Annotated in this window: 12 protein-coding genes; 6 read left to right on the top strand and 6 right to left on the bottom strand. The window is 69.0% G+C overall.

Annotation, left to right across the window (positions count from 1 at the left end; genetic code table 11):
• Position 1: 1 nt before the first annotated feature.
• From G6N45_RS09800 to G6N45_RS09815, 4 genes are all read right to left on the bottom strand, one after another.
• Positions 2 to 712 (bottom strand): class I SAM-dependent DNA methyltransferase, encoded by a 711-nt coding sequence (locus G6N45_RS09800; RefSeq protein WP_163721909.1) that lies wholly within the window; start codon positions 710 to 712, stop codon positions 2 to 4.
• Positions 713 to 770: 58 nt separating this feature from the next.
• On the bottom strand, positions 771 to 1,643 hold the full coding sequence (locus G6N45_RS09805) for an LLM class flavin-dependent oxidoreductase (RefSeq protein ID WP_163721910.1): 873 nt from the start codon (positions 1,641 to 1,643) through the stop codon (positions 771 to 773).
• A gap of 66 nt (positions 1,644 to 1,709) precedes the next feature.
• On the bottom strand, positions 1,710 to 2,423 hold the full coding sequence (locus tag G6N45_RS09810; RefSeq protein WP_163721911.1) for a DUF4873 domain-containing protein: 714 nt from the start codon (positions 2,421 to 2,423) through the stop codon (positions 1,710 to 1,712).
• Positions 2,420 to 3,328: an AurF N-oxygenase family protein gene (locus G6N45_RS09815; protein ID WP_163721912.1), complete on the bottom strand. Its 909-nt coding sequence runs from the start codon at positions 3,326 to 3,328 to the stop codon at positions 2,420 to 2,422. The genes G6N45_RS09810 and G6N45_RS09815 overlap by 4 nt, the downstream gene beginning before the upstream one ends.
• A 125-nt stretch (positions 3,329 to 3,453) precedes the next feature.
• Here G6N45_RS09815 and G6N45_RS09820 point away from each other — a divergent pair, with 125 nt between their 5' ends.
• The 4 genes from G6N45_RS09820 (at position 3,454) to G6N45_RS09835 (ending at position 6,456) form a co-directional block, all read left to right on the top strand.
• The gene (locus G6N45_RS09820; protein WP_163721913.1) at positions 3,454 to 3,837 is read left to right on the top strand and encodes a phage holin family protein; all 384 of its coding nucleotides are present in this window, start codon (positions 3,454 to 3,456) and stop codon (positions 3,835 to 3,837) included.
• Between the two features lie 5 nt (positions 3,838 to 3,842).
• Positions 3,843 to 4,709 carry an Fpg/Nei family DNA glycosylase gene (locus tag G6N45_RS09825; protein WP_163721914.1) on the top strand — a complete coding sequence of 289 codons (867 nt, stop codon included), beginning with the start codon at positions 3,843 to 3,845 and terminating at the stop codon, positions 4,707 to 4,709.
• Positions 4,710 to 4,835: 126 nt separating this feature from the next.
• Positions 4,836 to 5,585 carry an SDR family oxidoreductase gene (locus G6N45_RS09830; RefSeq protein WP_163721915.1) on the top strand — a complete coding sequence of 250 codons (750 nt, stop codon included), beginning with the start codon at positions 4,836 to 4,838 and terminating at the stop codon, positions 5,583 to 5,585.
• A gap of 37 nt (positions 5,586 to 5,622) precedes the next feature.
• The gene (locus G6N45_RS09835; RefSeq protein ID WP_057148473.1) at positions 5,623 to 6,456 is read left to right on the top strand and encodes a glycoside hydrolase family 16 protein; all 834 of its coding nucleotides are present in this window, start codon (positions 5,623 to 5,625) and stop codon (positions 6,454 to 6,456) included.
• 49 nt (positions 6,457 to 6,505) lie between these two features.
• On the opposite strand, the gene pgi is transcribed toward G6N45_RS09835, so the two are convergent.
• Positions 6,506 to 8,167, bottom strand: coding sequence for a glucose-6-phosphate isomerase (gene pgi, locus G6N45_RS09840; RefSeq protein ID WP_163721916.1), 1,662 nt, complete (start codon positions 8,165 to 8,167; stop codon positions 6,506 to 6,508).
• 50 nt (positions 8,168 to 8,217) lie between these two features.
• On the opposite strand from pgi, the gene G6N45_RS09845 reads away from it, so the two are divergent.
• Together G6N45_RS09845 and G6N45_RS09850 are read left to right on the top strand one after the other, a co-directional pair.
• The gene (locus tag G6N45_RS09845; RefSeq protein WP_163721917.1) at positions 8,218 to 9,666 is read left to right on the top strand and encodes an NAD-dependent succinate-semialdehyde dehydrogenase; all 1,449 of its coding nucleotides are present in this window, start codon (positions 8,218 to 8,220) and stop codon (positions 9,664 to 9,666) included.
• Positions 9,667 to 9,738: 72 nt separating this feature from the next.
• A complete protein-coding gene (locus tag G6N45_RS09850; protein ID WP_179965306.1) occupies positions 9,739 to 11,754 on the top strand; it encodes an acyltransferase family protein in 2,016 nt (671 codons plus the stop codon).
• Positions 11,755 to 11,809: 55 nt separating this feature from the next.
• Here G6N45_RS09850 and G6N45_RS09855 read toward each other — a convergent pair whose 3' ends face one another.
• On the bottom strand, positions 11,810 to 12,118 hold the full coding sequence (locus G6N45_RS09855; protein ID WP_170312433.1) for a chorismate mutase: 309 nt from the start codon (positions 12,116 to 12,118) through the stop codon (positions 11,810 to 11,812).
• Between the last annotated feature and the right edge of the window lie 47 nt (positions 12,119 to 12,165).

The following is a 12,165-nucleotide window of genomic DNA, read 5'->3' on the forward strand; positions in this document are numbered from 1 at the left end:
GTCAGTGCGGAGCGTGCCCGAGGAACGTGTGCACGATGTTGCGCTGCCATCCCGGCACCGTCAGGCTGTGCACATCGACGAAGCCGTTGCGTTGCAGTCGATTCCGGAACTCCTCAGCACCGTCGAACCTGTTGACGCTGGTGCGCAGGTACCGGTAGAGGCCGGCGTCCCCGGAGCGCAGCCGCCCGGCCGGAATGATGATCGCCGCGCACACGGCGTTCCAGATCACCCCGGCGAGCCGCGAATCCCGTACGGAGTACTCGTGGGCCGCGAAGACGCCGCCCGGCCGCAACAGTGCCCGCAGCGCCTGCAGCACCGGGTCGGGGTCGGGCAGATTGCGCACCAGGTATGCGGCGAGGATGCCGTCGAAGGGCCCGCTCACCCCGGCCTCGGCGAGTCCCTCGGCGCGGCTGTGGACGAAGCGCACCGACTCCGGCCACTGCTTCGCCCGGGCCTGCGCCAGCATCCCCGCCGATCCGTCGACGCCGATGATCTCGGCCTGCGGCGCGACCTGCAGCAGGGCCGCGGTCGAGAGACCGGTGCCACAGCCGATGTCGAGCAGTCGCAGGCCCCGGCCCTGGTCGGGGATCTGCATGCGCTCCGCCGACAGCCGGAGATGCTCGTTGTATCCCGGGTTTGCGCCGACCAGGCCGTCGTAGGCGCCGGCGCCCGCGTCGAACGCATCCGGAACGTCATACACGCCGCGTGTCATCGGCCGAACATTACCCAGTTTGCGGCGTGAACATGCAGGACAGACGCTGACGGCAACGTCATACCTTCGCGATCACGTTCTCGGCGAACATCTCCAGGTTGCGGACCTTGGTGTCCAGCGGTTCGGTGTCCGGTCCGGTGATGTACGGGATCCGGAACCCGACGATGACGTCGGTGACGCCCTTGTCCTCCAGGCGCTTGATGCCGTCGGGGGTGTAGGCATCGATCGAGATCACATGGATTTGGTAATCCGGGTCGTCGGAGGTGCCCTGTTCCTCGCGGAACCGGGACAGCTTGGCCAGCAGCGCGTCGAGCTCTTCGGGATCGCCGCCCCCGTGCATCCAGCCGTCGTTGCGCGCGGCGCGGCGCAGCGCGGCGTCGGCGTGCCCGCCGATGAGGATCGGGATCGGCCGGCTCGGCGCGGGCGTCATCTTGGTCTTGGGGATGTCGTAGAACTCGCCGTGGTATTCGAAGTACTCCCCGGTGGTGAGGCCCTTGATGATGTCGATGCACTCGTCCATCCGCTTGCCGCGCCGGGCGAACGGCACGTTCAGCAGCTCGTAGTCCTCCGGCCACGGGCTGGTGCCGACGCCGAGGCCCAACCGGTTGTCGAACAGCGCGGCCAGCGAGCCCGCCTGCTTGGCCACCAGGGCCGGCGGCCGGATCGGCAGCTTCAGCACGAAGTGGTTGAAGTGCAGCGTCGTCGTCACGGCGCACAGCGCAGCGGTCAGCACGAAGGATTCGATGAAGGCCTTGCCGTCGAGGAACTCGCGGCTGCCGTCCGGTGTGTACGGATAGGTCGAGTCGGATTCGAACGGGTAGGCGACGCTGTCCGGGATGGTCATCGCGTGGTAACCGGCCGCCTCCGCGGCCTTCGCCAGAGGTATGTAGTACGTCGGGTCGGTCATCGCCTCTGCAAAGGTGAACCGCACATCGCCTCCTGCTCGTCGGTGACCGAATACTAGAACGTGTTCCAGTCCGGCGGGGCGGCGATGGTCTTACAGGAGTGGAACGTCGACGTGCGTCTCGGCCAGGGCGAACGGCGGCGATCCGGTGCCCGCCACGCTGTACCCCGCCTGCGGTGTTCGCTCGGTCAGTCGAGCGCGCGCCGCGCGATCGCCCACCGCCACGTGCACCTCGTGGGGCAGCAACACGGCGGGTAGGTCGGCGAAAACCGTGCCGCGCCAGTGGTATCGACCGTCGATCGGCTCCATCCGGCCGGTCAGCCGAACCCGGGCCGCGTGGTCGCGCCCATCGACGGTGACGGTGGCCGGCCCGTCGTAGATCTCGGCGTCGTCCTCGATCGCGGACTGCACGTCGAACGCCGACGGGATCTTCGCCCCCACGGCGCGCCAGTAGCGGCCACTGCGGTGGCCCGGGCGTCGTCGCCGGTCGTTGAACATGCGCTGGGTGCCCGCGCGAACCTCGATCCGTGAGCCGTCGGTACGGCTCAGGTGCTGCAGGCACTTGGCGATGTAGCTCTTCTGCGCGGCAGTGTCCGGGCCGGTGAGCAGGAAGTAGTTGGGGACGCCGTGCACGGCGACCCCGAGGTAGGGCTCGAGCGTGCCGGCCGACGGCGGGGCCGAGGCGGGCAGCGTGCCGTCGGTCGAGATCAGTACCCGCGCCGAGCGCCCGCCGACGGTCCAGGTGTGGACCTGCTCGTCGAACTGGGCGTCCACCGCACCGCTGACGTACATCACCGTCTCGGTCACAGGAAGCCGCTGCGCTTCCAGACCCGCCGGGCGATCGGACCCATCAAGCCGACCTCGGTGAGGAACGCCGCGAGCGGAGCGAAGCCCGACACCTGAACCTCGTGGCGGTGCGCACTGCTGCGCGCGATGCGCCGGGCCTGCCGCGCGTCGAGGCCCACGCGCGCGTACTGGACGCGGTTGGTGAACAGATGCCGGAAGAACAGGCCCCCGGCGCCGTGGATGTTGGCCGCCCACAGTCTCGACAGCCGTCCCATGTGAGGGGTGCGCTTGCGCAGCCCGTCGCGGGCGAACTGGATGTGACGGGCTTCCTCGGTGACGTGGATGCGCATCAGTCGTTGCACGAGTGGCTGGAGTTCCGGGTCGTCCATCATCTGCCGCTGCAGCGAGTCGAAGATCTCCTCGCCGACCAGCGCGGCCACCCACAGCAGGGAGCCCTGAAAGGCGAACGGCAGCGCGTTGATGATGATGCGCTGATAGCGCTTGGGCCGCACCGGCTTTGCACCGATCCGATCGATCGCCTTGCCGAACATCACCATGTGACGGGTTTCGTCACCGAGTTCGGTCAGCTCGTAGTGCGTGGCGCGGGCGGTGGGGTCCTGATGCATCATCTTGCGCAGCAGCGCCTGGTTGAGGATGTTCTCGAACCAGATGCCCGCCGACAGGGTGTTGGCCAGTTCCTGGCGCGACAGCTCGATCTGCTGTTGCCGGGTCATGCTGTCCCACAACGGCGTTCCGTACAGCGACACCGTCTTGGGCGGCAGGAAGAACTTGTCGGGATCCAGGGGCGCATCCCAGTCGATGTCGACGACGGGTGCGAAGGACTTCTTGACCGATCCCTTGAGCAGGCGGTCGGCGAATGCGTCGCGCGTCGGGGCGGCGGTATGGGAGGTGGCTGGAGCGGACATCGCGAGCGTCCCTTCGTCGTGGTGCCCTCGACGGTAGGGAGCCGTGCCGCAACATGTCAATACCCTCGGTACCGCATACTTGCGGTACTGGTCGGATCGCGGGAGTGCGGGGCATGATGAAACGCGTGACGCCGTTTCTGCTGCGCGCCGCGCTCACCGGGGTGGCGCTGTGGGTCGTGACGCTGATCGTCCCCGGCATCGCCTTCGTCGGCGGCGACTCCACCGCGGCGCGGGTCGGGATCATCTTCGTGGTGGCGGTGATATTCGGGCTGGTCAACGCCGTCATCAAGCCCGTCGTGCAGCTCATCTCGATCCCGCTCTACATCCTCACGCTCGGGCTGTTCCACATCGTGATCAACGCGCTCATGCTGTGGATCACGTCGTGGATCACCGAGCACACCACCCACTGGGGCCTGTTCATCGACGACTTCTGGTGGACGGCGATCTGGGCCGCGATCGTGCTGAGTGTCGTGAGTTGGCTGCTCTCGCTGATCGTCAGGGCAGACTGAGAGGTATGCCCGAACTGCCCGAGGTGGAAGCCCTGGCCGATCATCTGCGCCGGCACGCGGTCGGCCGAACCGTCGGCCGCGTCGACGTGGCCGCGCTCTCGGTGCTCAAGACGTTCGACCCGCCGCTGACGGCACTGCACGGTCGGGAGGTCACCGGGGCGAACCGGTGGGGCAAGTACCTGGGCTTGCAGGCCGGCGACCTGCACCTGATCACGCACCTGTCCCGCGCGGGGTGGTTGCGCTGGTCGGACAAACTCGCCGCGACCCCGCTCAAGCCGGGCAAGGGGCCCATCGCCCTGCGCGTGCACCTCGGCACGCCCGGTGAGGCTCCGGTGGGCTTCGACCTCACCGAGGCCGGCACCCAGAAGCGGCTGGCGGTGTGGCTGGTGACCGATCCGATGGCCGTCCCGCAGATCGCGTCGCTGGGCCCGGACGCGCTGTCCCTGACCGCCGACGGGCTGGCCGACGCGTTGCGGGGCAACTCCGGGCGCATCAAGACCGTCATCACCGACCAGAAGGTGATCGCGGGGATCGGCAACGCCTACAGCGACGAGATCCTGCACGTGGCCAAGTTGTCCCCGTTCGCGACGGCCAACAAACTGACCAACGCGCAGCTCGCCGCCTTGCACGCCGCGATGACCGACGTGCTGACCGATGCCGTCACGCGGTCGGTCGGTCAGCAGGCCGCCACGCTCAAGGGGGAGAAGCGCTCGGGTCTGCGGGTGCACGCCCGCACCGGCCTGCCGTGCCCGGTGTGCGGCGACACCGTGCGCGAGGTGTCGTTCGCCGACAAGTCCTTCCAGTACTGCCCGACGTGTCAGACCGGCGGCAAGGTGCTGGCCGACCGTCGGCTGTCCAAGCTTCTCAAGTAGCGCCCCACCCTCGCCCAAACCAACGTTTGGGCGCGAATTGGGCGCCTTTTCGCGCCCAAACGTTGGTTTGGGCGGGGTGAGCTGACTGATTTCGGCCGAGTTGTCTAACTCGGTTATCCTGCCCGGGTGACTCGGCAGAAGATCCTCATCACCGGCGCCAGTTCGGGACTCGGGGCGGGCATGGCCCGCCAGTTCGCCGCCAGGGGTCGCGACCTGGCGCTGTGCGCCCGCCGGGTCGACAACCTCGACGAGCTCAAGGCCGAGCTGGTCGCGCGTCACCCGGGGATCACGGTCGCGGTGGCCGCGCTCGACGTCAACGACCACGAGCAGGTGCCCAAGGTGTTCGCCGAGCTCTCCGACGAGCTCGGGGGACTGGACTGCGTGATCGTCAACGCCGGCATCGGCAAGGGCTATCCGCTCGGTGGCGGCAAGCTGTGGGCCAACAAGGCCACGATCGAGACGAATCTGGTTGCCGCACTGGTGCAGATCGAGACCGCGATGGAGATGTTCAAGGCGGCAGGCCGGGGCCACCTGGTCCTGGTGTCGTCGGTGCTCGGCAACGTCGGCGTGCCCGGTCACAAGGCCGCCTACGCGGCCAGCAAGGCGGGTGTGACGTCGCTGGGCGAGTCGCTGCGTGCCGAGTACCCGTCCGGCCCGATCAAGATCACCGTGCTCGAGCCCGGCTACATCGAATCCGAGATGACCGCGAAGTCGAACACCACCATGCTGATGGTCGACAACGAGACCGGCGTCAAGGCCATGGTGGACGCGATCGAGAAGGAGAAGGGCCGCGCCGTCGTGCCTGCCTGGCCGTGGTGGCCGCTGGTCGAACTCATGAAGGTGCTGCCGCCCAGATTCACCAAGCGCTTCGCCTGACCGAGCCGCCCACAGCGGCGGATGCTTTCATGTACCGATGCCCAACATCGATCGGCGCAGCATGATGGTGATGACCGGGATCGGACTGCTCGGAGCGGCCCTCCCCAGCACCCCGGCACAGGCCACACCCTGGCCTGGCCCGCCCCCCGCCGCGCCCCCGCCGGCCGGAAAATACCTGTTCGAGGACCACTTCGACGGCCCGGCAGGGTCGGCTCCCGACCGCTCGAAGTGGGAGATCGCCACCGCGCGGGAGTCGATGGAGGACCCGACGTACTGGGAACTGCCCGGCAACGTCGGCCAATACCGCGACGACCGTCGCAACGTCTACCTCGACGGCAAGTCCAACCTCGTCTTCCACGCGGCCAAGGACGGCGACACGTACTACAGCGGCAAGGTGTTCGGCACGTTCCGGGGCGGCATCGGACACAACTGGGAAGCCCGCATCAAGCTCAACTGCCTGACCCCGGGGTGCTGGCCGGCGTGGTACCTGGCCAACAACAGCCCGGTCAACGGCGGCGAGGTCGACATCATGGAGTGGTACGGCAACGGCTCGTGGGCGCCGGGAACGGCCGTGCACGCCAAGCTCAACGGCGGCGAGCACGTCAGCCAGACCATCACCGTCGACAGCGCCTGGCACACCTGGCGGGTGCAGTGGGATGACGCCGGCATGCGGTTCTGGAGGGATTACACCGACGGCGCGGCGCCGTACTTCGACGTCCCGGCGCATGCGCTGCCGGACTGGCAGTTCAACGAGCCGGGGTACACGCTGTTCCCGATCATGGACCTCGCCGTGGCCGGGTCCGGCGGCGGCGACCCGCGGGGCGGCACCTACCCCGCGGACATGCTGATCGACTACGTCCGCGTCTGGTGAGTGATTTCGGCGTGTTGGTCGTCGCCCAGCGACGACAACCACGCCGAAATCACGCCGAGCGGCCCCGTTCGGCTCGGTAACGGCGGACCAGCGCGTCGGTCGACGAGTCCGACTGCTCGGCCGGTGAGCCGTCGTCGGTGAGCACCGGCAGCAGCGCCTTGGCCTGCGTCTTACCCAGCTCGACACCCCACTGGTCGAAGGAGTCGATGCCCCAGACGACGCCCTCGGTGAACACCTGGTGCTCGTAGAGCGCGATCAGCTGGCCCACCACCGACGGGGTCAACTTGGTCGCCAGGATCGACGTGCTGGGCCGGTTGCCCGGCATCACCTTGTGCGGCACCACGTCTGCCGGCGTCCCCTCCTCGGCGATCTCGTCGGCGGTCTTGCCGAACGCCAGCACCTGCGTCTGCGCGAAGAAGTTGCTCATCAACAGGTCGTGCATGCTGCCGGTGCCGTCGGCCGTCGGCAGGTCGTCGGTCGGCTCGCTGAACCCGATGAAGTCCGCCGGGATGAGCCGGGTGCCCTGATGCAGCAGCTGATAGAAAGCGTGCTGGCCGTTGGTGCCCGGTTCGCCCCAGAAGATCTCACCGGTGCCCGACGCCACCGGGGTGCCGTCGGCGCGCACCGACTTCCCGTTGGACTCCATCGTCAGCTGCTGCAGATAGGCCGCGAACCGCGACAGGTCGTTCGAATAGGGCAGTACGGCACGGGTTTCCGCGCCGAAGAAGTTGTTGTACCAGAGCCCTATCATGCCCAGCAGCACTGGGGCGTTGGCCTCCAGCGGGGCGGTGCGGAAGTGCTCGTCGACCAGATGGAAGCCCGCGAGGAACTCGGCGAAGCGCTCCTTGCCGATCGCGGCCATGACCGCGAGCCCGATGGCCGAGTCCACGGAGTAGCGCCCGCCCACCCAGTCCCAGAAGCCGAACATGTTCTCGGTGTCGATGCCGAAGTCGTCGACCAGCTTCGCATTCGTCGACACCGCCACGAAGTGTTTGCTCACCGCCTCCTGTCCGGCACTGTCTCCCAGTCCGTCAACCAGCCAGCGCCGGGCCGCGGTCGCGTTGGTCAATGTCTCCAGCGTCGAGAACGTCTTCGATGCGACGACGAAAAGTGTTGCGGCAGGGTCGAGTCCGTCGAGCTTGGCGACGAGATCCGCGGGGTCGACGTTGGACACGAAGCGCGCCGAGACGCCCGCGTCGGCGTAGTGGCGCAGCGCCTGGTACACCATCACCGGCCCGAGGTCGGAGCCGCCGATGCCGATGTTCACCACCGTCGTGATGCGCTCGCCCGTCGCGCCGCGCCACTCGCCGCTGCGCAGCCGATCGGTGAAATCACCCATCCGGTCCAGCACCTCGTGCACGTCGGTGACGACGTCCTGGCCGTCGACGCTCAACGTCGCGGCGCGGGGCAGCCGCAGCGCGGTGTGCAGCACCGCGCGGTCCTCCGAGGTGTTGATGTGCTCACCGGAGAACATGGCGTCGCGTCGCTCGGGCAGTCCCGCCGCCCGCGCCAGGTCGAGCAGCAGGGTCAGCGTCTCGCGGGTGACGCGATGCTTGCTGTAGTCGATGTAGAGGTCGCCGACGGTCAGCGCCAGCTCCGTCCCGCGGTCGGGGTCCTGCGCGAAGAGCGCGCGAAGATCGGTGTCGCCGATCTCCTCGTGGTGCCGGGACAGTGCCTGCCAGGCCGGTGTGGCCGTGATGTCGGAACCCATGGAAAGAACCCTAGTGCGGCCAACTTGACCGAGGGTGTAAGACGTGGGGTATGGATACCGCCACCCTGTTGAAGTCTGTGCCCACCGGTCTGTGGATCGGCGGAGAGGAGCGGAAGGGGTCGTCGACGTTCGACGTGCTCGACCCCAGCGACGACCAGGTGATCACGTCGGTGGCCGATGCCACCGCCGACGACGCGCGCGCTGCGCTCGACGCCGCCTGCGCCGTGCAGGCCGAATGGGCCGGCACCGCACCGCGTAAGCGCGGGGAGATCCTGCGCTCGGTGTTCGAGACCATCACCGACAAGGCCGACGACATCGCGGCGCTGATGACGCTCGAGATGGGCAAGGTCGTCGCCGAGAGCAAGGGCGAGGTGACCTACGGCGCCGAGTTCTTCCGCTGGTTCGCCGAGGAGGCGGTCCGCATCGACGGCCGCTACACCCCCAGCCCGGCGGGCACCGGCCGCATCCTGGTGACCAAGCAGGCCGTCGGGCCCTGCTACGCGATCACGCCGTGGAACTTCCCGCTGGCGATGGGCACCCGCAAGATGGGCCCGGCCTTCGCGGCAGGCTGCACGATGATCGTCAAGCCCGCCCAGGAGACGCCGCTGACGATGCTGCTGCTGGCCAAGCTCATGGACGAGGCCGGCCTGCCCAAGGGTGTGCTCTCGATCCTGCCGACCAGCAACCCCGGCGGCGTGACCGAGGCGCTGATCAACGACGGCCGGCTGCGCAAGCTGACCTTCACCGGCTCCACCGGGGTGGGCAAGGCCCTGGTCAAGCAGTCGGCCGACAAGCTGCTGCGGACATCGATGGAGCTCGGCGGCAACGCGCCGTTCATCGTGTTCGACGACGCGGACGTCGACGCGGCGGTCGAGGGCGCCGTGCTGGCCAAGATGCGCAACGGCGGTGAGGCGTGCACCGCGGCCAACCGGTTCCACGTCGCCAACGCCGTCCGCGAGGAGTTCACCGAGAAGCTGGTCAAGCGGATGAGCGAGTTCACCCTCGGCAAGGGCCTCGACCCGTCGTCCACGCTGGGGCCGTTGATCAACGCCAAGCAGGTCGCCACCGTCGAGGACCTGGTCTCCGACGCGGTGTCGCGCGGCGCGACCGTCGCAGTCGGCGGCGTCGCCCCCGGCGGCCCCGGCAACTTCTATCCCGCCACCGTGCTCACCGACGTCCCCGCCGACGCGCGGATCCTCAAGGAGGAGGTGTTCGGTCCCGTCGCGCCGATCGCCGGTTTCGACACCGAGAACGAGGGCGTTGCCGCGGCCAACGACACCGAGTACGGGCTCGCCGCCTACGTGTACACGCAGTCGCTGGACCGGGCGCTGCGGGTCGCCGAGGGCATCGAGTCCGGCATGGTCGGCGTCAACCGCGGCGTGATCTCCGACGCGGCCGCACCGTTCGGCGGGATCAAGGAATCCGGCTTCGGTCGCGAGGGCGGCACCGAGGGCATCGACGAGTACCTCGACACGAAATACATTGCCCTGACGAAGTAGCGCGCGCCTTCCCGATCCGGCGGCGGGCAGTACATAAGCTTCCTTGCTCGACAGCAAGGAGGGCCGCAGGACGTGACAGCCGTGAGTGCTGCGCCGATCCGGGTGGGCCCACGCCGTTATGTCGGGCCGGGACAAGCCATTCCGGCGCTCGACGGAGTGCGCGCGATCGCCGTCGCGCTGGTGCTCGCCGACCACGGCGGGATCCCGGGGCTGCCCGGAGGATTCCTCGGAGTCGACGTCTTCTTCGTGCTCAGCGGGTTCCTGATCACCTCACTGCTGCTCGACGAGACCGCGCGCACCGGCCGGATCGGGCTCAAAGGGTTCTGGGTCCGGCGGGCGCGCCGGCTGCTGCCCGCGCTCGTCGTGATGGTCCTGGCCGTGGTGGCCGTCCGCGACCTGTTCGCCCCCGAGTCGACTGCGGGCCTGCGCGACGAGGCCGTCGCGACGTTCTTCTGGATGTCGAACTGGGCGTTCGTCGCTGCGCGGACCGACTACTTCTCTCAGGGCGCACCGCCGTCGCCGCTGCAGCACACCTGGTCACTCGGTGTCGAGGAGCAGTACTACCTGCTGTGGCCGTTGCTGCTCGCCGCGGTGCTCGCCGGCCTGGCCGCGCTGGCCTACCGCCGGGGTGTGCCGGTGTCGACGCGGATGGTCCGCGCGGTGGTGTTCACGCTCGCGGCGCTCGGTGCGCTGGGTTCGGCGGCCGCGGCGATCCTGCTGTCCTCCGACGACTCGCTCAACCGGGTGTACTTCGGCACCGACACCCGGGTGCAGGCGCTGCTGGTGGGCGCGGCGGCCGCGGCGCTGCTGGTGCGCGACTGGCGCGCCATGACCGCCGGTCTGGTGACGCTGCGCTCCCGGTGGGCCCGCTGGCTGGCGTGGCTGGCGCCGGTGCTCGGGCTGGTGGTGCTCGCCACGGCGGCGCATCTCGCGACGGGTTCGGCCGCGGAATTCCGCGGCGGGCTGCTGATCGTCGTCGCGCTGGCCGCCGTCCTGGTGATCGCGCCGGTCGCGCTCGACCAGACCGGTCCCGTCGCGCGCATGCTGTCGACGGGTCCGCTGGTGGGTCTCGGCGCGATCTCCTACGGCGTGTACCTGTGGCACTGGCCGATCTTCCTGGTGCTCAACGGCGAACGCACCGGCTCGGAGGGATGGAAGCTGTTCGCGCTGCGGTGCGCGGCGACGGTCGCGGTGGCCGCGGTGTCGTGGTGGCTGATCGAGCAGCCGATTCGGGACTGGCGGCCGACGTCGGTGCCGATGTTGCGGCTGGCGGCGGCGACGGCTGCCACGGCGGCGGTGGTGACGACGACCGTGCTGCCCGCCGGCGTGCCGTTCCCCAAGCCCGGCCCGGGTCCGCTGATCGACTCCGCGGCGTTGATCGGGCCCGAGGTGCCCGTCGCGGTCACCCGCCCCGCGCGGCAGCGCGCCCCCGGCGACGTCCGGGTGGCCGTGTTCGGGGATTCGATCGCGTGGACGATGATGCGGTACCTGCCGGCCACGCCGGGCGTGGAGTTCGCCGACTTCACCACGATCGGCTGCGGCATCGCCCGCGGCGGGCCCTACACCTACGTCGGGCAGGATCTGCCGCAGAAGCCGGAGTGCGACTCCTGGCCGGCGCGCTGGGCCCAGCGGATCGGTTACGAGAAGCCCGACGTGGTGCTGCTGATCGTCGGGCGCTGGGAGGTGGTCGACCGGATGAACGAGGGCCGGTGGACGCACATCGGGGAGCCGGGGTACGACGCGTACCTGCGGGGTGAGCTGACCCGTGCGCTGGACATCCTTGGCTCGACGGGCGCCCGCATCGTCGTCACGACCGAGCCCTACAACCGGCGCGCGGAGAAGGCCGACGGCAGCCTCTACCCCGAGGACCAGCCGAAGCGGGTGGACGCGTGGAACGCGTTGCTGCGCAGCGTCGTCGAGCCACGGCGCAACGTCTCGGTGCTCGACCTGAACCGCAAGCTCAGCCCCAACGGCTACTACCAGACCAAGGTCGACGGCCTGCGGGTGCGCAGCGACGGCGTGCACCCCACGCCCGAAGCGGTCGAGTGGCTGACGCCCTGGCTGGTCGACGCCGTCAAATCCAGGTGATTTCGGCGTGCTTATCGACGCTCAGCGACGACAACCACGCCGAAATCGCAGGAACTCAGTGGCCGAGGCGGCCGCGGCCCAGGCGCAGCAGCAGCATCGCGAGGTTCTTGCCCTCGGCGCCGAGCACGCTGTAGCGCTCGATGACCTTCATCTCGCGGCTGTGCACCAGGCGGGTGCCGCCGGAGGCCATCCGGGCCTTGCCGATCATCTGCGAGACCTCGGTGCGCCGCTTGACGGCGTCCAGGATGGTCGCGTCGAGGCGATCGATCTCCTGGCGCAGCTCGTCGATGTCGGGCGTCTGTGCGGTGTCGGTCGTCATGTCGTCGTTCTCCGGATTCTCGTTGTGTGACGGGTCTGGTCTCATCCGGTATCGGGCCTCACACAAGAGACGAGCCCCGGATCCGGAAGCGG

The sequence above is a fragment of the Mycolicibacterium psychrotolerans genome (assembly GCF_010729305.1).
Lineage (GTDB): Bacteria > Actinomycetota > Actinomycetes > Mycobacteriales > Mycobacteriaceae > Mycobacterium > Mycobacterium psychrotolerans.

Bases quoted from the DNA above. Each gene is read 5' to 3' on its own strand.
- G6N45_RS09800 (WP_163721909.1), bottom strand. From the start codon at position 712: ATGACACGCGGCGTGTATGACGTTCCGGATGCGTTCGACGCGGGCGCC.
- G6N45_RS09815 (WP_163721912.1), bottom strand. From the start codon at position 3,328: ATGTCCGCTCCAGCCACCTCCCATACCGCCGCCCCGACGCGCGACGCA.
- G6N45_RS09825 (WP_163721914.1), top strand. From the start codon at position 3,843: ATGCCCGAACTGCCCGAGGTGGAAGCCCTGGCCGATCATCTGCGCCGG.
- G6N45_RS09835 (WP_057148473.1), top strand. From the start codon at position 5,623: ATGCCCAACATCGATCGGCGCAGCATGATGGTGATGACCGGGATCGGA.
- pgi (WP_163721916.1), bottom strand. From the start codon at position 8,167: ATGGGTTCCGACATCACGGCCACACCGGCCTGGCAGGCACTGTCCCGG.
- G6N45_RS09845 (WP_163721917.1), top strand. From the start codon at position 8,218: ATGGATACCGCCACCCTGTTGAAGTCTGTGCCCACCGGTCTGTGGATC.
- G6N45_RS09855 (WP_170312433.1), bottom strand. From the start codon at position 12,118: ATGAGACCAGACCCGTCACACAACGAGAATCCGGAGAACGACGACATG.